Source organism: Psychroflexus sp. ALD_RP9 (genome assembly GCF_017311165.1).
Taxonomy (GTDB): domain Bacteria; phylum Bacteroidota; class Bacteroidia; order Flavobacteriales; family Flavobacteriaceae; genus Psychroflexus.
Genome location: NZ_CP062973.1, coordinates 369,453 through 388,858 on the forward strand (window position 1 = coordinate 369,453; position 19,406 = coordinate 388,858).

The following is a 19,406-nucleotide window of genomic DNA, read 5'->3' on the forward strand; positions in this document are numbered from 1 at the left end:
GTTATGATTGTTTATGTTTATGATTTGGTTTTTGATTTTCTGAAGAAGATGAAGAACCCGATTTATCAGTTTTAACTAGCTCATCATCAAATAACATTCGTACTGATGGCGTATAAGTATCTTCATATTGATGTTTTTTTACTGAAACAATAAAAACAATAAAAAACACAATGGCTATTGCGATACTGATGGCTAGTAAACCGTAAATAACGTTCATACTGTTAATTTTATCCAAAAGTAAATGCATTGTGAAGCTTAAAAAATGACTTTAGTCATATTTAAAGTTCTTTACATTTTTGGAAGTTTTTTTGAGATATATGCAGTTGCCAAAGTTGTAAAGACGACAATACTAATTGAACTTAATGGCATTAAAATAGCGGCAATAACTGGTTTAAGTTGTCCTGTTACTGCAAAATATAAACCTATACTATTGTAGATAAATGAAAACAAAAAACTTAACTTGATCACACGCATACCTTTTTGAGAAACTTTTAAAAAATCAGCTAGGTTTTTAAATTGTTTAGCGCTTAAAATAGCATCGCAAGCTGGTGAAAACACATTTACATTTTCTGAAATAGCAATACCTACATCAGCTTGTTTTAACGCGCCAGCATCATTAAGTCCGTCTCCTAACATACAAACTTGCTTCCCTTCTTCTTGAAGCGCTTCGATATAGCGCATTTTTGCATCGGGCTTTTGATTAAACTTTAACTGGGTAGATTGTGGCAATAATTTGCTTAAATACTGCTTTTCTCCAGTATTGTCACCTGATAAGACAACTAGTTTATAAGTTTGCTCTAAGGTTTTAAAAAGGTCTTGTAAACCTTCACGATAGGAAGTCTCAAATACAAATTTTCCTAAAACTTGCTGGTCTTTTTTAACATATACCGCGGTTTCATTTAATTTTTGATGTGTTGAATTTGCTTCAACAAAACTATGTGAACCTAGCTTATAATTGTGTGAGTTGAATGTTGTATGAATTCCTTCGCCTAAGATTTCTTCAAAATCATCTACGGTTTTAAGGTCTAAAGTATCTAAAAAGCTGTAAAGTTCTCGACTTAACGGGTGATTAGAGTTTCTGAATGAATCTTTTAAAATCGCTGTATCTTCAGCCGATAATTTTAAACCATGATAAGCTATTTTACTCATTTTACTTGAGCTAATAGTTCCTGTTTTGTCAAACACAAACGTATCAATTTCAGCAAATTGCTCTAAGCTATTAATATGTTTAAGATAAAAACCATGTTGACCAAAAATACGAAGCAAATTCCCCATTGTAAACGGTGTTGCTAAAGCTATAGCACAAGGACAAGCAATAATTAAAACAGCTGTAAAAACGTTAAGTGCTAGAGCAGGCTGATAAAACAGCCAAAAAATAAGCGAAATACTTGCTATACTTAATACGGCAACAGTAAATTTTTTGCTTATTTTATCAATTAAAGATTTAAACTTAGGCTGATAGTCACTTTTAAAAACATCATTACTCCAGAGCTGAGTTAAATAACTTTGCTCAACAGATTTTTCAGCAATAACTTCTATAGCATTTCCTACAATTTTACCGCCAGCAAAAAGTTTATCGCCAGATTTCTTCTTGACTAACTTTGCTTCGCCTGTTACAAAACTATAATCGATGTTAGCCTCATCTGTCATCAAAATTGCGTCAACAGGAATAAGTTCTTGATTCCTAATAAGTAAGCGATCTTCTTTTTTGATTTTAAATACTTCAATATTTTCTTCAGAATTATTTTGAGGATCTATTTTAGTAATCGCTATAGGAAAATACGACTTGTAATCACGTTCAAATGATAGGTAATTATAAGTTTTTTGTTGAACGAATTTACCAAGCAACAAGAAAAAAACTAAACCTGTAAGGCTATCAAAAAAACCAGTCCCTAAATTGAAGCTTATATCAACAACACTGCGAATAAATAGCACTGATATACCGAGCGCAATTGGCACATCTATATTAAGCATTTTAGATTTTAAACCTTTGTAAGCCGAAATGAAATAATCTTGACCTGCATAAAAAACCACTGGTACACTAAAGCTAAACATTAACCATCTAAATATTGGTTTGTATTGGTCTAACCAAAACTCATTCACTTCAAAATACTCTGGAAATGACAAGAACATCACATTACCAAATGCAAAACCAGCCACACCTATTTTGTAAATTAAGCTATTATTATTTGTCCCTGTTTTTTTCTCTAAATTTTCTAAACTGATGTAAGGCTCATATCCAATTGAAGTTAGTAATTCTACAATATGTTTTAGTGAAGTTGATTCTATATTATAAGTTATAGTAATTGTTTTCTTTGGAAAATTTACCTGTGAATGTTTTACTGCCGGTTGAAGTTTATGTAAGTTTTCTAAAATCCAAATACATGAACTACAATGAATATGCGGAATATAAAGACTTACAACTTCGGTTGAAGCATCAGCAAAATCGATTAGCTTCAGCTTAATTTCTTCTTGATTCAAAAAGTCAAACTTACCTTTAATATCTTCAGGTGTTGCGCCAGGATTTTGGCTTAAATCGTAATAACAACTTAAATCATTTTCAGAAAAAATCTCATAAACCGTTTTACATCCATTACAGCAAAAATGCTTCTCATCATAAGCAATATCGGTCGGTTTACAGTCATCTCCACAATGATAACAGGAATTAATTTTTGACATTTAAGAAGTTTTGCCCAAAATTGATTTAAATGAGTGATATTAAAAATGATAAGCATCAGCTTTTATAAAAATATCTGTAACTTTATACACAAAATCCAACTATATGAGAATTATATTATTCATCGCATTTATACTCACATCTAGCTTAGGTTTTGCTCAAGAATGGTTTGATGGAAAATGCCAATTAAACGCTGCAATTTCTGAAGAGCAATATAAGAGTGAAAAAATTAGAAATTTACTTACAATTATTATTACCCAAGACAACACCTTAATTATCAACGACGAACCATACAAACAGCTTTCAGAAATTAAGTTTAAAGAGCTCATACTTGATTTCATAGACAATCCTAAGCAAAATAATCAATTAGCAGAATCTCCAAAAAAAGCAATAATTGCAATGCGAGCTTTTGGTAATCAAGACCGATACAAATTACTTGAAAATTATATACGCGAGGTCTACCTATATGTTTGGAATGTTACCGCAAAAAAAGAATTTAATAAAGCTTTTGCTGAATTAAATTGTAATAAGCGAGAACGCATTTTTTCTAAGTTTTATCCTTATAATTTTTACAAAATGGCTGAAGCGAAACAAAACAAAAATCGTTTTCCTTCAAATACACCTGGACCACCACCATTCCCAAGCGATGTAAAGGATAACTAGTGATTATAGCTTTAGGAGTAATGACTCTTCAAATAAATCTAAATCATCACCAAATATATGAAGATAAGGATGTTTTTGGTTGTAAGTAATTTTAGCTTTAATATTTCTTAACTCAACCAAGCCCGCATTAGGACATCTGCAACTAGTCTTTCTATAGGCTTTTAAACTTTTAACAGCTGTCTTAATAGTCTTTTCATAATTAAAATAATACGTAATGCTAAGCATATCTTCTGCTTTGATGGTTTTTTTTGAAGCTTGAACTTTTACGGAAACCAACTTACAAGTTGAGTTTTTTTTGTGACTTAAGTACAATTGATTTAACTCATCATTCTTTTCAATTAACTCTGTATCATCATAATAATTAACCTCGCAATTGTAATCGGACTTACAAGTAATTTTAGGCTTCAAGACACTCAAAGATTTGCATGAAAAAAGAATCAATAGAAATAATGCCGCTTGAAGTCTCATCTAGATATTTTTAATCAAATATAAGCTATTCAAACTATAACTTTTGTTTAACTTATATATTTTTATATTAAACAATATAACTCATACTTTTGAAATATGAGTTTACATGAAATAAAACAAAGTATAAAATTACCCATCTCAAAAAAAGAAGCTTGGGCATTTTTATCAAATCCTAAAAATCTTCAAAAAATAATGCCAGACGATATGGGATTTCAAATTATTTCTGGCCTAAATAAACAAACATATCCAGGACAAATAATTCAATATAAAGTAACGCCGTTCAAAGGTTATACTACAAAATGGGTCACAGAAATTACACAGGTTCAAGAACCAGATTATTTTGTTGACATACAGCTTTTAGGACCTTACAAACTATGGCATCACAAACACTTCATTAAAGAGATTAAAAACGGTGTTGAGATTACAGATGTTGTGCATTATCAGGTTCCTTTTGGTTTTATTGGCGAATTATTACGTCCTATTTTAATAAAACCTAAACTCAAACAAATTTTTAACCAACGAACTTCGAAAATGCATGCCATTTTTGGAGCGTATAAAAATTAAATGCTATGAAAAAGAATATATTGTTTATTGGCGGAAGCCAAGGAATTGGATTTGAAACTGCAAAATTACTTCACGATCAACATAATGTCATTGTTGCTTCTAGAAGTAAAGGAAAACTAGATGAATTAAATGTAACACATCTAGAATTTGATGTAACTAAAGATAATATTTCAGAATTAGATTTACCAGACACTTTAGATGGCTTGGTTTATTTTCCAGGTACCATTAATTTGAAACCTTTTAAAATGATGAAGCCTTCAGTTTTTGAAGAAGATTTTCAGCTAAATTTTATGGGACTGGTTAAAAGTACGCATGGCGTTTTAAAAAAATTAAAAAACTCAGAACAAGCTAGTATTATTTACTACAGTACAGTTGCTGTACAAACCGGAATGCCATTCCATACTAGTGTTGCTGCTGCAAAAGGTGCAATTGAAGGATTTGCAAGATCTCTAGCTGCAGAATATGCGCCAAGTTTTAGAGTAAATGTAATTGCGCCTTCTTTAACCAATACTCCATTAGCAGATAAATTGTTAGGAAACGAGAAAAAGAAAGAAAAAATGGATGAGCGTCATCCGTTAAAACGTGTTGGTGAAGCTAAAGATATCGCCAATATTAGTGCATTTTTATTAAGTGAAGAAAGTTCATGGATTACAGGACAGGTACTTGGAGTAGATGGCGGAATGTCTTCTTTAAATGTATCTTAATTGAGTACAATGAGTGAACAAGTAAATATTTTTTGGTTTAGAAGAGACCTACGTTTAAATGATAACGTAGGTCTTTTCAATGCTTTAAAACAAGAAGAAAAAACATTGCCAGTATTTATCTTCGATAAGCATATTTTAGATGAGTTGCCAAAAAACGATGCTCGTGTAAATTTCATTTACGATGAAATTCAAAAAATGAGAGTTGAGCTTCAAGAAAAGTATGGTAGTTCAATAGCAACTTATTACGGTTATCCTGAAGAAATATTTATTGAAATTATTAAAAATTATAATATTAAAGCCGTTTTTACCAATAGAGATTATGAACCTTATACCTACAAGCGTGATGCAAAAATCAAAGCTCTATTGGCTGAAAATGCAATCGAATTTCATGATTTTAAAGATCAAGTAATTTTTGAAAAAAATGAAGTTGAAAAAAATGGCGGTGGAATGTATTTGGTTTTCACGCCATATATGAAGCAATGGAAAAAAGAATTTGAAAATATTAAGCTAGATGAATACAATTCTGAAGCTTACTTAGATAACACTTATAAAAATTCTCGCTTACCCAATTTGAATTTAAGTGACATGGGTTTTGAAGCATCTTCTATTAAAGTACCAGAATATCATTTAGAAGAAGAATTTTTAGAAAGTTATGAAGAAACTAGAAACATTCCTTCTATAAATGGAACATCTAGATTAAGTCCACATTTACGTTTTGGAACTGTAGGTTATCGAAATATTATAAAAAAGGCTTTATCTGTAAAAAATGAAACTTTTCTAAATGAACTAATTTGGAGAGAATTCTACAAAGCAATTTTGCATAATTATCCTGAAACACAAAGCAGATCTTTTAAGCCTATCTATGATGATATTAAATGGCGAAATGATAAGGAAGAGTTTGAAAAGTGGAAATCGGGAACAACTGGATATCCTATTGTCGATGCAGGAATGCGTCAATTAAATGAAACAGGTTGGATGCATAACCGAATAAGAATGGTAGTTGGTAGTTTTTTATGCAAACATTTATTAATCGATTGGCGTTGGGGTGAAGCATATTTCGCCGAAAAACTTTTAGACTACGAAATGTCTTCTAACATTGGTGGTTGGCAATGGGTGGCAGGAACTGGCGTAGATGCTGCTCCCTATTTTAGGATTTTTAATCCGTATTCACAGACCGATAAGTTCGATAAAAATAAAAAATACATCAAAAAATGGGTTCCTGAGTTTGGAACAGAAAATTATCCAGAGCCTATGGTTGAGCATAAAATGGCTCGTGAACGTTGTTTAGAAACTTACAAAGCGGCTGTTAAGAAGTAAATAGTTGCCTAGCTTTTTCTAAATCTTCAGGTGTATCTATTCCGATAGAAACCTCAGCAGTTTCTACCATTTTAATGGTTTTTCCATGTTCAAGATGTCTTATACATTCTATTTTTTCAGCAGTTTCAAGCGGTGTCATTTTAGAATGATAGAAGTCTAATAAAGCTTGTTTTCTAAAAGCATAAATACCAACATGTTTAAAGTACAAAGTATTTACGTCAGAATTTCGACGGAAAGGTATCGCCGACCGCGAAAAATATAAGGCCCGATTTTGGGCATCGGTCACTACTTTAACGTTATTTGGGTTTTCGATATCAGCTAAAGTTTTTAGTGGCGTTTTTAATGAAGCTAAATCAATACTTTGATTAATATCATCATCAAAAACCGCAAGCAACTTCGCTAAAGCGGCTTTATTAATAAATGGTTCATCGCCCTGAACATTAACAACAATATCGGCCTGTAAAAATTCAACAGCTTCTGCGATACGATCACTACCGCATTGATGAACTTTTTTAGACATAATGATATTATCTGTATATTTTTTAATCTCATCATGAATTTCAACTGCATCGGTAACTACATAAACTTCATCAAATAAGCCAGTTGATTGTGCAGCTAAAAAAGTGCGAGCTATAACTGATTTACCTCCCAAATCTTTCAATAATTTTTTTGGAAATCGAGATGCTTCTAAGCGCGCAGGAATCATCGCTATAATTTTCATTTTGAATAGGTTTTTAGGGACTTAGTTTTTAAAAAAATCATCTTTAAATCCAATTAAATAAAGTTTTTCTTTTGCTCTTGTGCAAGCTGTGTATAACCAACGCAAATAATCTTGATTAATACCATCTTTAAGGTAAGGTTGCTCCACGAAAACAGTATGCCATTGACCACCTTGAGACTTATGACAAGTAATGGCATAACTAAATTTTACTTGTAAGGCGTTGAAAAATTTATTTTTCTTAACTTTTAAAAACTGTTTATATTTAGATTTTTCTTCAGCATAATCTTCAAGAACAGCTTGATAAAGTTGGTTAGATTCTTCATAAGTTAAAGCTGGTCCGTTAGAAGCTAAAGTATCTAATATAATAACGGTTTCAAAAGGCTTCATATTTGGATAATCAACCATTTGTACTTTTACTTCAGCAAATCTAAAGCCATATATTTCTTTGATGTGAAAAATCTCTAATATTTCAACAATATCGCCATTAGCTATAAAACCGGCGTCTGACGATGGCTTTAACCAGTAATAATTGTTTTTGACCACCATTAAATAATCTCCAGCCGCAATTTCATCTTCACGAAATAAAATTTTAGAACGTATTTGTTGATTATAAATATTGGCACGTTTATTCGAACGAACAATTATAGCTGTTTCTTCATGACCTAAATGATCAAAAGAATGATTGACAGCATCCATAATTTCATAGCCATCAACTAACCTAATAATGTCTGAAGTATTAGAAATTTCAAATTTAAACTCATCTAAGTCATTATTAATGGCATCCCGAATCTCGGTAGCATTTAGTAGTATTTCGCTTTCTTGTTGTTGACGTAAAACTTCATCTAATTCTATGGCTTGCACATCCATGCTAAAATGGCGCTCTAAAGTCTCTTTAGATAAAGCAGGACTTAATTCTGCTTTAACTGGTGGTAACTGAGCTGTATCACCAATAAAAATGAGTTTACAATTTTCACCTGAGTAAACATACTCAATCAAATCATCTAAAACAGAGTTGCTATTAAGTAAATCGCTTCCTTTGGGAAAATCTGGAATCATCGAGGCTTCATCAACCACAAAAACAGTGTTTCGATGTTTGTTTTCTTGAGGTATAAATTCAACACCGCCATTGCTGGTTTTCTTGGGTTGATAAATTTTACGATGAATGGTATTTGCTGTTTTTTTACTATAATTTGAGATTACCTTCGCTGCTCGCCCAGTAGGCGCGCACAAGATAATTTTTTGATGAACCTTATGAATATTTTTAACTAAAGTGCTTATAATGGTTGTTTTACCAGTACCAGCATAACCCTTTAATAAAAATAACTGATCTGCTAAGTCATTAAAAATAAATTTAGATAACATTTGTAGCGCAACATCTTGCTTTTGGGTTGGCTGATGCCCGAAGTCACGCTTAAGGTGTTTATAAAATTCGTTATTTAGCATTATAAAGAGTCGTTAAAACATCAAATATAACAAGCTTTTTTAGATGCCAGACTTTTGTGATTGAAAAAAAGTTGTAGATTTGTGAACAGTAGAAAATTTAATTTTTAAGCTATGAAAATTGTCTTGCAAATTGTACTAACGGTTCTAATTGTTGTACTTGGTTATTTTACTTATAAATCGGTTTACGGACCAGTTGAATTTAACAAAGCTAAACAAAAACGTTATGCTGAAGTTATAGAGAAACTTCAAGATATTAGAGATTCAGAAATTGCTCACCGAGAGGTAACTGGAAAGTTTGTAGGGTCTTTTGATAGTTTGGTTCGTTTTATCGACACTGCACAATTTGTTTTAACCCAAAGAAAAGATACAACTTATCTAGACTTAGATTATAAAAAACGCTATGGCGTTGACGAATATATAGAAGATGTTGTCATAGATACGCTTGGATACGTTAGTGTTAAAGATTCTTTATTTAAAGGTACAGACCGTTATAAAACAATGATGAATATTCCTTACACCGATAATAAAAAGTTTGATCTTGAAGCAGGAATGTTAGATAAAGATGGAACAATGATTCCTGTCTTTGAAGCTAAAGTTAACAAATCAGACATTTTAAGCGATTTAGATCAGGATTTGGTAATCCAAGAGAAACAAACTGTTGCTGTTGATGGTGTTAATGGTGCCTTTATTAAAGTTGGTTCTATGACAGAAGTCAACACAAGTGGTAACTGGCCTAAAAATTATGGTGACAAAGACTAACAAAAATACAGATAAATTTAATCAAAAGTTGTCCATTTTGTTAACACAAAGTGGACTTTCTTTTTTACATCTAAAAGACAGTGAAATTCATAATGAGAGTTTCATAAAATTGAGTGCTACTAATAAATTTTCTGAAGAAGCAGAATCAATTATTTTTGAAAAACTACATCAAATAAATTCTAACACATTTGATGAAGTGGTGCTTATTTATCAAAATACTGACTATAATTTACTGCCCAATAAATTAAGCAAAGAAAAAATTAATAGTTTAGATGCTAACAAGTACAACTTAAGTCTACAAGCCGAAGACGATTTTAGTGAAGATTTTAGCTATAACAACCAAATTACGGTATCATTTATACCGCTGATTAATATCAATAATTTAATTTTTGAGAAGTTTGGTGAATTTAATCATACACATCAAACCAGTTTATATCTAAAAGCAGCTGAAACCTATACAGGTGAATCGGGTAATTGTATTTGTTTTATAAACAATTACCAAATTGATATCGTTATTATTGAAGCAAAGAAACTACAACTTTACAACACTTTTGATATTTCATCTGAAGAAGATATTATCTACTACATACTTTATTGCCTAGAAATCAATGAAATAAATCGTAAGTTGATTGAAACCACAATTGTCAACTTTTCAGACCAGTTGAAGTTAGAAAACATAAACTCAATTTTAGAACTTTATATTAAACATATTAGTAGTAAAGATTTTTCAAAAGAGTCTTTAAACCCACATTTAACGAATCACAAATTTTTAAATGAATTATGCGCATAATCTCTGGAATTCATAAAGGCCGAAGACTATCAGCTCCAAAAAACTTACCAGTGCGTCCAACCACAGATCGCGCCAAAGAGGCTTTATTCAACATTTTAATGCACCGATTTAGTCTTGCAGAAATTCGTCTTTTAGATTTATTTGCAGGTATTGGCTCAATTTCATTTGAATTTGCTTCGCGCGGAACCCAACAAGTTACCTGTGTTGATAATAACTCTAAGTGTTGCAATTGGCTTATAAAAACTTCAGAAAATTTAAAATTCAACTGCAATGTGGTTAAAAAAGACGTTTTTGAATTTATAAAGCAAACTCCACAAAAATTTGATGTAATTTTTGCAGATCCGCCTTATGATATCACTAAAGAGAAACTTGAAGAGATGATCAATATTACTTTTGAACGAGAATTGCTTCAAAGTGAAGAAGGTCTATTAATTATCGAGCATTCAAAATTTATTAATTTTAATGAATATCCTAAATTTACTGAAGAGCGACGCTATGGTCTCTCAACCTTCTCTTTTTTTAATCGATAAGAAAAGAATAATTGAATTTTAGTTATCTATTAAGCTTGTTGCTTTAAAAGGTCTCGAATTTCTGCAAGAAGTTCAATGTTTTTAGGCGTTGATTCTTTTGTATTCTTAACATCTTCAGCTTTTGTCCTAAGCCTATTAAAAAAACGTATAACCAAGAAAATCGTGAAACCAACAATTATAAAGTCTAATATAATTTGCAAAAAACTACCGTATTCTATAGCCACAGCCTCTGTAACTTCACCATTTTCTAAAACCTTTTTCGGTTGTAATATAATCTGATAACTAGAAAAATTCATTTTTCCTGTTATGTAAATTAAAGGTGGCATGATTATATTATTTACTAATGAAGTGACCACTTTACTAAATGCTGTACCTATAATTATACCAACAGCCATATCAAACATATTGCCTTTTACAGCAAATTCTTTAAACTCTTTTAATACTTTCATAGTCAATTTTTTAAAAATATTTGTTTTATAAAAATAAATAGGAATTAAGCAAATAGAGTGATGGAATCAGTATAATTTGGACATCAACCAAATTAGATATAAAAAAGCGCCAAAATTAATCATAATTTTGGCGCTTATCATTTATAATTAGATGTAAAATTAACCTTTCTGCTTCATCAAAGCATCAGATAATTTTTTATAAGTACCATTTTCGAGACGCTCTCTTATCGCTGAAAATGCTTTTAAAGTTAAGTCAATATCCTCCATTGTGTGTGTTGCTGTTGGTATCATTCTAAGAAGGATTAATCCTTTAGGAATCACTGGATAAACAACTATTGAACAGAAAATACCATGATTTTCTCGTAAATCTTTAACAAGAGCCATCGCTTCTGGAATGCTTCCTTTTAGATAAACAGGTGTTACACAACTTGTTGTTGTACCTATATCAAACCCATTTTCTTTCAAGCCAGATTGAAGTGCATTAACATTTTCCCATAGTTTATTCTTTAACTCAGGCATTGTTCTAAGCATTTCAAGACGTTTAAGTGCACCTTCAACTAAAGTCATTTGTAAAGACTTAGCGAACATTTGTGAACGAAGGTTATACTTAAGGTAATCAATAATTTCTTGATCGCCTGCGATAAAAGCGCCTGTACTAGCTAAAGATTTTGCAAATGTTGCGAAATAAACATCAATTTCATCTTGAACGCCTTGCTCCTCGCCTGCACCAGCTCCTGTCTTTCCTAATGTTCCGAAACCGTGAGCATCATCTACTAATAATCTAAAATTGTATTTCTTTTTAAGTTCAACAATTTCTTTTAGTTTTCCTTGCTCACCACGCATACCAAATACACCTTCGGAAATAAATAAAACGCCGCCACCTGTCTGTTCAGCTATTTTTTCAGCTCTTGCAAGGTTTAATTCGATACTGTCTAAGTCATTATGCTTATAGGTAAAGCGTTTACCTAAATGCAATCTTACACCATCGATAATACAAGCATGGGCATCAACATCATAAACAATAACATCATCTTTACCAACTAAGGCATCGATTGTTGATAGTATACCTTGGTAACCAAAATTTAAAACATATGCTGCTTCTTTATTGACAAAGTCAGCAAGTTCGTTTTGCAATTTCTCATGTAACTCTGTATGGCCGCTCATCATTCTAGCGCCCATTGGGTATGCACTACCATATTTTTTTGCGGCTTCTGCATCAACCTTTCTAACTTCAGGATGGTTTGCTAAGCCTAAATAATCATTAATACTCCATGTAATCACGTCACGACCTTGAAACTTCATACGGTTACTGATTTGCCCTTCAAGTTTTGGAAAAACAAAATAACCTTCAGCTTGGTCTGCCCATTTTCCTAACGGACCTTTATCACGGTAAATTTTTGCAAATAAATCTTTCATAATTGTAATACTAAAATTAGTAAACCCAGTTTAACTTACTTTAGTAAGCTTATCACCACTTACTTGATCTTGGTTTTCTCTTATAAAACCTTGAGACTTCATCCAAGCATCGCTGTAAATTTTACTCATATATCTTGAGCCATGATCTGGAAATATTATCACGACATGGCTATTTTCATTAAATTCTTCTTGTTTGGCAAGCTGCATAACGCCTTGTAATGCGGCGCCACTTGTATAACCAACAAACATACCTTCTGTTTTGGCTATATCTCTGGCCATAAAAGCGCTTTCTGCGTCAGTCACTTTTGTAAATTTATCGATAATATTAAAATCTGTAGCTGTCGGCACTAAATTTTTGCCAAGACCTTCAATTTTATAAGGGTAAATTTCATTTTTATCTAAAACTCTGGTTTCATGAAATTTTTTGATTATCGAACCATAAGCATCAATCCCAAGTATCTTGATGTCAGGATTTTTTTCTTTTAAATAACGTGCTGATCCTGAAATTGTACCACCAGTACCACTACAAGCTACTAAATGGGTTATTTTACCTTGAGTTTGTTTCCAAATTTCTGGACCAGTTGATAAATAATGTGCATCAATATTTAAACTATTGAAATATTGATTGATGTAGATAGAGTTAGGCGTTTCAGAATGAAGACGTTTAGCAACTTCATAATAAGAGCGTGGATCTTCAGGAGCAACATTAGCTGGGCAAACATAAACTTCTGCACCCATTGTTTTGAGTAATGATATTTTATCTTTAGAAGATTTATCACTAACAGCTAATATACACTTATAACCTTTAACCACACATGCCATAGCTAAACTAAATCCTGTGTTTCCTGATGTGGTTTCAATGACTGTATCGCCTGGATTTAAACGACCTTCTTTTTCGGCTTTATCTAGAATATACAATGCTATTCTATCTTTAGCTGAATGTCCCGGATTTTGGGCTTCATATTTTACAAAAAAGTCTCCTTTTAAATGCTTTGTGATATTGTTAAGGCGCACTAATGGTGTACAACCTATCATTTCTAATACATTATCATGAACATTCATTTCACCATGCATAAAACACCTATCTTTACCCTGCATATACTAAAACAATGGTTAAATTTCAATTGGCAAAAGTACAATATTTTTTTGGATTACTTGGCAATTCCAACTAAATCGAACAAAAACGCATATTCTTTAGCTAACTCTTTTAAAGCTTCAAATCTTCCTGAAGCACCACCATGACCAGTATTCATATTTGTTTCAAAATATAGTTTATTTGAGTAATTAGACTGCAATCTAAGTTTTGCAACCCATTTTGCTGGCTCCCAATATTGTACCTGCGAATCATAAAAACCTGTTGTAACCAACATGTTAGGGTAGCTATGATTATTAACATTATCATAAGGTGAATAAGATTTAATGTAATGATAATATTCAGACTGATTAGGATTACCCCATTCATCATATTCTCCAGTAGTTAACGGTATACTCTCATCTAACATAGTAGTAACAACATCAACAAAAGGCACGGCTGCAATTACGCCATGATACAATTCTGGTCTTAAGTTAATAACCGCACCAATTAAAAGTCCGCCAGCCGAACCACCCATCGCAAAAAGCTGTTCTGGTTTGGTATAATTATGTGTAATAAGGTATTCGCTTACAGCAATAAAATCTGAAAAAGTATTGTTTTTATTTAACATTTTACCTGCTTCATACCAAGGTCTACCAAGATATTCTCCACCGCGTACATGAGCAATTACAAAGACAAATCCTCTGTCAAGCAAACTTAATCTTGTTGTTGAGAAATAAGGATCTACAGTATGACCATAACTACCGTAACCGTATTGAAGTAATGGGTTTTGACCGTTGCGCTTTATGCCTTTTTTATAGACGATCGACATCGGAATTCGTGTACCATCTTGAGCAATTGCCCATTGGCGCTCTTCTATGTAATTAGAAGAATCAAAAGAATCGTCTAAAACCGCTTGTTGCTTCATTTTAACTTCTGTCTTTGTAGACAAATTATAATCGAAAACACTCGTTGGTGTGATTAACGAGCTAAATACATACCTAAAAGTATCGGTATTAAAATCAGGATTAGTTGAAGTTCCTATCGTGTATGTTTCACTCGAAATTGGTATAAAAAAGTCTTCATTAAAATCCCATGACATCACGCGCAAACGAGACAAGCCATTAAATCGCTCAGTAACAACAAAGTAATTTTTAAAAATTTCAACATCTTCAAGCAAAATATCTTCCCGATGTTTAATAACGTCATCCCAATGAATACTAGAAGTTTCTTCAATTTTAGTACGCATTAGTTTAAAATTCTGCGCATCGCCTTTATTTGTCAAAATGTAAAAATAATCTTCATAATGCATTATACTATATTCAAGTTGCGGTTGACGTTCCTGAAAAACTTGAAATTGAGCATCAGGTGTATTTGCGTTGATAAAACGATACTCGTCTTGTAATGTGCTTGACGAGCCTATGATAATAAATTGTTTTGATTTTGACTTATAAACAAAGCAATTGTAAGTTTCGTCATCTTCTTGATATACCAATTGGTCTTGACTCACGTCGGTTCCTAAAACATGTTTATAGATTTGATAAGACCTTAAGGTTTGTGGATCTTTTCGAGTGTAAAATAGGGTTTTATTATCATTAGCCCAGCAAGAGCTTCCGGTTGTTTTTTCAATTTTAGTAGGAAGAATTTCACCAGTTTTTAAATTTTTAACTTGAATAGTATATTCTCTTCGACTAACATTGTCTACTCCAAAGGCTGCCATAGAATTATCAGGAGAAATAGCGATACCGCTCAATTTATAATAATCATGAGCTTCAGCCATTTTGTTAACATCAAATAAAAGCTCTTCTTTTGCTTCTAAAGATTGAAATTTTCTGATGTAAATAGGATAATCTTTTCCAGTTTCAAACTTTGCCTGATACCAATATTCATTTAAAAAGTAAGGAACAGATTCATCATCTTCTTTTATACGTGACTTCATTTCAGCAAACAAGTCATCTGTAAAGCGGTTTAAGTGTTTGGTTTCTTCTTTGTAATAATTGTTTTCAGCTTCTAAATAAGCTTTAACTTCCGGATTATCACGTTCATTAAGCCAATAAAATTCGTCTATTCTTTCATCATTATGTTTTATTAACTTCTTAGGTATTTGTTTTGCTTTTGGTGGTGTATTCAAAATTTTTTTAATGCAAATATAGTTGTCTATAAAATGCTAATGAATAAAGAACTTATAAAACTTGATCTACTAGAACAAAATCAACAGTCGAAGATTCTTACAATAAAAATCAAAGCTTGTTTTATATCTTTGTCTAAAAAATTAAATTATGTTTGGAGATATGATGGGCATGATGGGAAAACTTAAAGAAACCCAAGCTAAGGTTGAAGAAACCAAAAAACGCTTAGATAGCGTTAGTATTTCAGAGCAATCTAATGATGCACTTCTTAAAGTTATCATTACCGCCAATCGTGAAATTAAAACGATTGAGATTGATGATGAATTGCTTAAAGATAAAGAGCAGCTTGAAGATTATTTGATTATAACTTTAAATCGTGCCATTAAAAAGGCAACCGAAGTTAATGAAGCCGAAATTTCTGCTGTAGCAAAAGATGGCCTTCCTGATATTCCTGGACTAACGAGCTAGCGCAGTATTATTTGCTCAATGAGTGGCTGTTGCAATTGTTCGTTTAATCTTGCTACTAATTTAGATTTCCCATAACTTAGTTCTTCTCTTAGTGTAGAAGAACTAAGTTTTACAATCAATTTGCCGTTTGTGAAGGTTACTTTTTCGGTGTAAGTTTTAATTCCTGAGCCGAGTTCTTTAAACCAAAGTTCTTCTACTTCAACTTTATTGAGGCCTTTTTCTAATTTTAGATTTTTTTTAAAAGCACCTAATAAGTCTTTCATACTTTGTTCTTCACGACTTCTTTTTTTATCGTTGTATTTCATTGCTGCTCAACTTCAATAGGTTTAAAACGTTTGTAAGTGTATATGATAGATTGGCTATTTTTTAATACTAATTTATTTTCAGTTAATTCTAAAACATGCTCTGTCCAAGCATCATAAGGTGAAGAAAATTTAATTTTTAAGCTATCATTTTTAGTCATAAATGCAAAGTTCTCATTACTTTCAGTTACCTTATGTTTTCCTAATAAACTTGGTTGTACTTTTTTTCTTAATCCTGTTGAATCAGTTTCAAGGTAGAAATAGTCTACGCTTTTACTCATTTTATATTGCTTTGTACCATAAGGTGTTTGGGCTTCAACAATTTCCCAGTAACCATTAATTTGTTCTAAATTATAATTGGTTTTATTGCACGAAACCGTGACTATTATGAGCCATAATAATGTTAGCCTTTTCATATCATTTCTTTTAAATGTATCATTTTATAATTTTGAGTGCTTGCCTTAACAACAGCTTCAGTTCGTTCTGGATGTGTGTCACTAATAAATAATTGTCCCATGTCTTCTCGTGTAACCATATTAACTATTTGACTCACACGAGTTTCATCTAATTTATCAAAAATATCGTCAAGCAATACAATTGGTTTAAATCCGTTTTTTTGCTTAATAAAATCATATTGTGCAAATTTTAAAGCAATTAAATAGGATTTTTGCTGACCTTGGGAACCGAACTTTTTAATAGGATGCTGATTGATATTAAATAATAAATCATCTTTATGAATGCCAACGGTCGTGTACTGACGCCGTCGATCTTTGTCTTGAGATTTCAAAAATAAATCTTGCAAATCATGGTCGTGCAATTGACTCTTATAAACTAAATCAATTGTTTCGTTACCGCTACTTATATCTCTATAGCGTTGTTGTAAAATAGGTAAAAACTGTTCTACAAAAGCTTGTCTTACATCATAAATATATGCTGCAAAATTTGAAAGTTGCTCATTATAAACTAACAATGAATCTTGATTGAAAGTTCTGTTTGCTGCGAAATATTTCAGCAAAGCGTTACGTTGCCCCAGTACTTTGTTATAATTTATCACACACTCCAAATACTTCTTATCAGACTGAGCTATTACTGCATCAATAAATTTACGTCTTACATCACTTCCTTCTAGAATCAAATCGCGATCAGTTGGCGAGATAATAACAAGCGGAATTAACCCTATATGATCACTTAATTTATCATAAACCTTAGCATTGCGTTTAATAATTTTCTTTTGTGTTTTTTTAAAACTTACAACAACTCGCTCAGTTTTTTCAGCTTTAGAAAAAGTACCATCTACAACAAAAAAATCTTCTCCATGAGTAATATTTTGACTACTCACAGGATTAAAATAACTCTTACCAAAAGCTAAATGGTAAATAGCATCTAATACATTTGTTTTTCCGATGCCATTGTTACCAACCAAACAATTAATATGCTGATGTAAATCAAGGTTTAGCTGCGTAAAATTTTTGTAATTTAGCAATGATAAAAGTTTAATGTGCATTAGCTGAAATTCAGTTTAAAATTCAAATAGCGAAATTATCAAATAAAATGTATTTTTAAATCGATAAAAATTATATTTTTGCGCGTCGATTAAACAAAAATTATGGCATCATACAAGAAAAGAGGATATAAAAACAAGCAGAATAAAGAGAACGATCAACCAAATGATGTTGAAACTCAAGATTCAACAACCGCTGAAGTTTTTGAGTCACTTGACCAAAGCGCTAGTAAAACTGAAGAGTTTATCAGCAAATATCAAAAACAAATTTTTGGTGCAATAATTGTTGTGGTTGTTGTAGTTTTAGGCTCTCTTGCCTATCAAAAATTTATAGTAGAACCAACCGAAATTGAAGCTGCTAATGAGCTTAATCAGGCGCAGATGTATTTTAAGAACGCTATAGAAGCCTCTGGTAAAAATGCCAAAGACTCACTTTACACTTTATCATTAGATGGTGGTAATGGTAAATTTGGATTTACTGATATCGCTTCGCAGTATAGCGGAACAAAATCAGGTAATTTAGCCAATTACTATGCTGGTATGGCTTATTTTAAGTTATCTAATTATGAAAAAGCTATCGAATATTTAGATGCTTTTTCAAGTGATGATGAACTACTAATGCCAATGGCTCAAGGCACAATTGCTGATGCTTTTCAGCAAATTGGGCAAACTGATAAAGCGCTTAACTATTACGAAAAGGCAGCAAACCTTAGATCGAATTCCTTTACATCTGCCAAATATTTATTGAAGGCAGCCATAACTGCTATTGAATTAGGAAAAGCCGATATCGCTTTAAAGCACCTCAATAACCTTAAAGATAATTACTCAGATACTGAAGAAGCAAAACAAGCTGACGTCTATTTAGGTCAAGCTGAAGCAATGCAATAATTATGGCAACTAAAGGCACTAATCTTTCTTTTTACAATAAATCTGAACTACCACAAGCAAAAGATTTTAAAATAGGTGTCGTTGTGTCTGAGTGGAATAACGAAATTACTGAAAACCTATTTCAAGGCGCTTTTGATGCTTTGATTGATGTTGGCGTTATTAAAGAAAATATCGTCCGTTGGAATGTCCCTGGCAGTTTTGAATTAATCTATGGTTGCAAAAAAATACAAGAAAGCTTTGAAATGCTAGACGCTGTGATTGCAATTGGTAGCGTTATTCAAGGTGAAACTAAACATTTTGATTTTGTTTGTCATGGTGTTACTAACGGTATTGCTGAACTTAATTTAACCTCAGATATCCCAACCATTTTTTGTGTACTTACCGACAACCACATTCAGCAGTCTAGAGATCGTTCGGGTGGCAAATACGGTAACAAAGGCGCTGAAGCAGCAATAGCTGCTATAAAGATGGCTCAACTTAGAAAAGACGCTAAGTTTTACAAAGCTTAATTCTTTTACTTTTCTTAAAATATAAGTGATGTTTAC

At 31.9% G+C, this 19,406-nt stretch carries 22 protein-coding genes; 10 read left to right on the plus strand and 12 right to left on the minus strand.

Annotated elements, in window-relative coordinates:
- Position 1: 1 nt before the first annotated feature.
- The gene (locus IMZ30_RS01680; protein ID WP_207038828.1) at positions 2 to 217 is read right to left on the minus strand and encodes a cbb3-type cytochrome oxidase assembly protein; all 216 of its coding nucleotides are present in this window, start codon (positions 215 to 217) and stop codon (positions 2 to 4) included.
- Positions 218 to 288: 71 nt separating this feature from the next.
- On the minus strand, positions 289 to 2,679 hold the full coding sequence (locus IMZ30_RS01685; RefSeq protein WP_207038829.1) for a heavy metal translocating P-type ATPase: 2,391 nt from the start codon (positions 2,677 to 2,679) through the stop codon (positions 289 to 291).
- 103 nt (positions 2,680 to 2,782) lie between these two features.
- Here IMZ30_RS01685 and IMZ30_RS01690 point away from each other — a divergent pair, with 103 nt between their 5' ends.
- On the plus strand, positions 2,783 to 3,340 hold the full coding sequence (locus IMZ30_RS01690; protein WP_207038830.1) for a hypothetical protein: 558 nt from the start codon (positions 2,783 to 2,785) through the stop codon (positions 3,338 to 3,340).
- A 3-nt stretch (positions 3,341 to 3,343) separates the two neighbouring features.
- On the opposite strand, the gene IMZ30_RS01695 is transcribed toward IMZ30_RS01690, so the two are convergent.
- Positions 3,344 to 3,748 (minus strand): hypothetical protein, encoded by a 405-nt coding sequence (locus IMZ30_RS01695; protein ID WP_207038831.1) that lies wholly within the window; start codon positions 3,746 to 3,748, stop codon positions 3,344 to 3,346.
- 156 nt (positions 3,749 to 3,904) lie between these two features.
- Here IMZ30_RS01695 and IMZ30_RS01700 point away from each other — a divergent pair, with 156 nt between their 5' ends.
- From IMZ30_RS01700 to IMZ30_RS01710, 3 genes are read left to right on the plus strand one after another with little or no spacing between them, the layout of a single operon-like run.
- On the plus strand, positions 3,905 to 4,372 hold the full coding sequence (locus tag IMZ30_RS01700; RefSeq protein WP_207038832.1) for an SRPBCC family protein: 468 nt from the start codon (positions 3,905 to 3,907) through the stop codon (positions 4,370 to 4,372).
- A gap of 5 nt (positions 4,373 to 4,377) precedes the next feature.
- Entirely contained in the window at positions 4,378 to 5,076 is a 699-nt protein-coding gene (locus tag IMZ30_RS01705; protein ID WP_207038833.1) for an SDR family NAD(P)-dependent oxidoreductase, read from the plus strand.
- Positions 5,077 to 5,085: 9 nt separating this feature from the next.
- Positions 5,086 to 6,393, plus strand: a complete 1,308-nt coding sequence (locus tag IMZ30_RS01710; protein ID WP_207038834.1) for a cryptochrome/photolyase family protein — start codon at positions 5,086 to 5,088, stop codon at positions 6,391 to 6,393.
- Here IMZ30_RS01710 and kdsB read toward each other — a convergent pair.
- Positions 6,383 to 7,114, minus strand: a complete 732-nt coding sequence (gene kdsB, locus IMZ30_RS01715; protein WP_207038835.1) for a 3-deoxy-manno-octulosonate cytidylyltransferase — start codon at positions 7,112 to 7,114, stop codon at positions 6,383 to 6,385. The genes IMZ30_RS01710 and kdsB overlap by 11 nt on opposite strands.
- A gap of 21 nt (positions 7,115 to 7,135) precedes the next feature.
- Positions 7,136 to 8,557, minus strand: a complete 1,422-nt coding sequence (locus tag IMZ30_RS01720; protein ID WP_207038836.1) for an ATP-dependent RecD-like DNA helicase — start codon at positions 8,555 to 8,557, stop codon at positions 7,136 to 7,138.
- 111 nt (positions 8,558 to 8,668) lie between these two features.
- Here IMZ30_RS01720 and IMZ30_RS01725 point away from each other — a divergent pair, with 111 nt between their 5' ends.
- From IMZ30_RS01725 to rsmD, 3 genes are read left to right on the plus strand one after another with little or no spacing between them, the layout of a single operon-like run.
- Entirely contained in the window at positions 8,669 to 9,316 is a 648-nt protein-coding gene (locus IMZ30_RS01725; RefSeq protein ID WP_207038837.1) for a hypothetical protein, read from the plus strand.
- Entirely contained in the window at positions 9,300 to 10,106 is an 807-nt protein-coding gene (locus IMZ30_RS01730; RefSeq protein ID WP_207038838.1) for a DUF3822 family protein, read from the plus strand. The genes IMZ30_RS01725 and IMZ30_RS01730 overlap by 17 nt, the downstream gene beginning before the upstream one ends.
- A complete protein-coding gene (rsmD, locus tag IMZ30_RS01735) occupies positions 10,097 to 10,636 on the plus strand; it encodes a 16S rRNA (guanine(966)-N(2))-methyltransferase RsmD (protein ID WP_207038839.1) in 540 nt (179 codons plus the stop codon). The genes IMZ30_RS01730 and rsmD overlap by 10 nt, the downstream gene beginning before the upstream one ends.
- A 29-nt stretch (positions 10,637 to 10,665) precedes the next feature.
- Here rsmD and mscL read toward each other — a convergent pair whose 3' ends face one another.
- The 4 genes from mscL to IMZ30_RS01755 all read right to left on the minus strand — a co-directional run bounded on the left by mscL (position 10,666) and on the right by IMZ30_RS01755 (position 15,707).
- Positions 10,666 to 11,085, minus strand: coding sequence for a large-conductance mechanosensitive channel protein MscL (gene mscL, locus IMZ30_RS01740; protein WP_207038840.1), 420 nt, complete (start codon positions 11,083 to 11,085; stop codon positions 10,666 to 10,668).
- 159 nt (positions 11,086 to 11,244) lie between these two features.
- Positions 11,245 to 12,501, minus strand: a complete 1,257-nt coding sequence (locus IMZ30_RS01745) for an aminotransferase class I/II-fold pyridoxal phosphate-dependent enzyme (RefSeq protein WP_207038841.1) — start codon at positions 12,499 to 12,501, stop codon at positions 11,245 to 11,247.
- 30 nt (positions 12,502 to 12,531) lie between these two features.
- Positions 12,532 to 13,575, minus strand: coding sequence for a PLP-dependent cysteine synthase family protein (locus IMZ30_RS01750; protein WP_207039662.1), 1,044 nt, complete (start codon positions 13,573 to 13,575; stop codon positions 12,532 to 12,534).
- Between the two features lie 77 nt (positions 13,576 to 13,652).
- Positions 13,653 to 15,707 (minus strand): S9 family peptidase, encoded by a 2,055-nt coding sequence (locus tag IMZ30_RS01755; protein ID WP_410523998.1) that lies wholly within the window; start codon positions 15,705 to 15,707, stop codon positions 13,653 to 13,655.
- A gap of 145 nt (positions 15,708 to 15,852) precedes the next feature.
- Between IMZ30_RS01755 and IMZ30_RS01760 the strand changes: the two genes are divergently transcribed.
- Positions 15,853 to 16,170 carry a YbaB/EbfC family nucleoid-associated protein gene (locus IMZ30_RS01760; protein ID WP_207038842.1) on the plus strand — a complete coding sequence of 106 codons (318 nt, stop codon included), beginning with the start codon at positions 15,853 to 15,855 and terminating at the stop codon, positions 16,168 to 16,170.
- Here IMZ30_RS01760 and IMZ30_RS01765 read toward each other — a convergent pair.
- The 3 genes from IMZ30_RS01765 to recF are packed head-to-tail and all read right to left on the minus strand — an operon-like array spanning position 16,167 to position 17,976.
- A complete protein-coding gene (locus IMZ30_RS01765; RefSeq protein WP_207038843.1) occupies positions 16,167 to 16,475 on the minus strand; it encodes a DUF721 domain-containing protein in 309 nt (102 codons plus the stop codon). The genes IMZ30_RS01760 and IMZ30_RS01765 overlap by 4 nt on opposite strands.
- A complete protein-coding gene (locus tag IMZ30_RS01770) occupies positions 16,472 to 16,888 on the minus strand; it encodes a lipocalin family protein (RefSeq protein WP_207038844.1) in 417 nt (138 codons plus the stop codon). Before IMZ30_RS01770 ends, IMZ30_RS01765 begins: the two co-directional genes overlap by 4 nt.
- Entirely contained in the window at positions 16,885 to 17,976 is a 1,092-nt protein-coding gene (recF, locus tag IMZ30_RS01775; protein WP_207038845.1) for a DNA replication/repair protein RecF, read from the minus strand. The genes IMZ30_RS01770 and recF overlap by 4 nt, the downstream gene beginning before the upstream one ends.
- Before the next feature lie 102 nt (positions 17,977 to 18,078).
- On the opposite strand from recF, the gene IMZ30_RS01780 reads away from it, so the two are divergent.
- Together IMZ30_RS01780 and ribH are read left to right on the plus strand one after the other, a co-directional pair.
- On the plus strand, positions 18,079 to 18,861 hold the full coding sequence (locus IMZ30_RS01780; protein WP_207038846.1) for a tetratricopeptide repeat protein: 783 nt from the start codon (positions 18,079 to 18,081) through the stop codon (positions 18,859 to 18,861).
- 2 nt (positions 18,862 to 18,863) lie between these two features.
- Positions 18,864 to 19,370, plus strand: coding sequence for a 6,7-dimethyl-8-ribityllumazine synthase (gene ribH, locus IMZ30_RS01785; protein ID WP_207038847.1), 507 nt, complete (start codon positions 18,864 to 18,866; stop codon positions 19,368 to 19,370).
- Positions 19,371 to 19,406 lie beyond the last annotated feature (36 nt).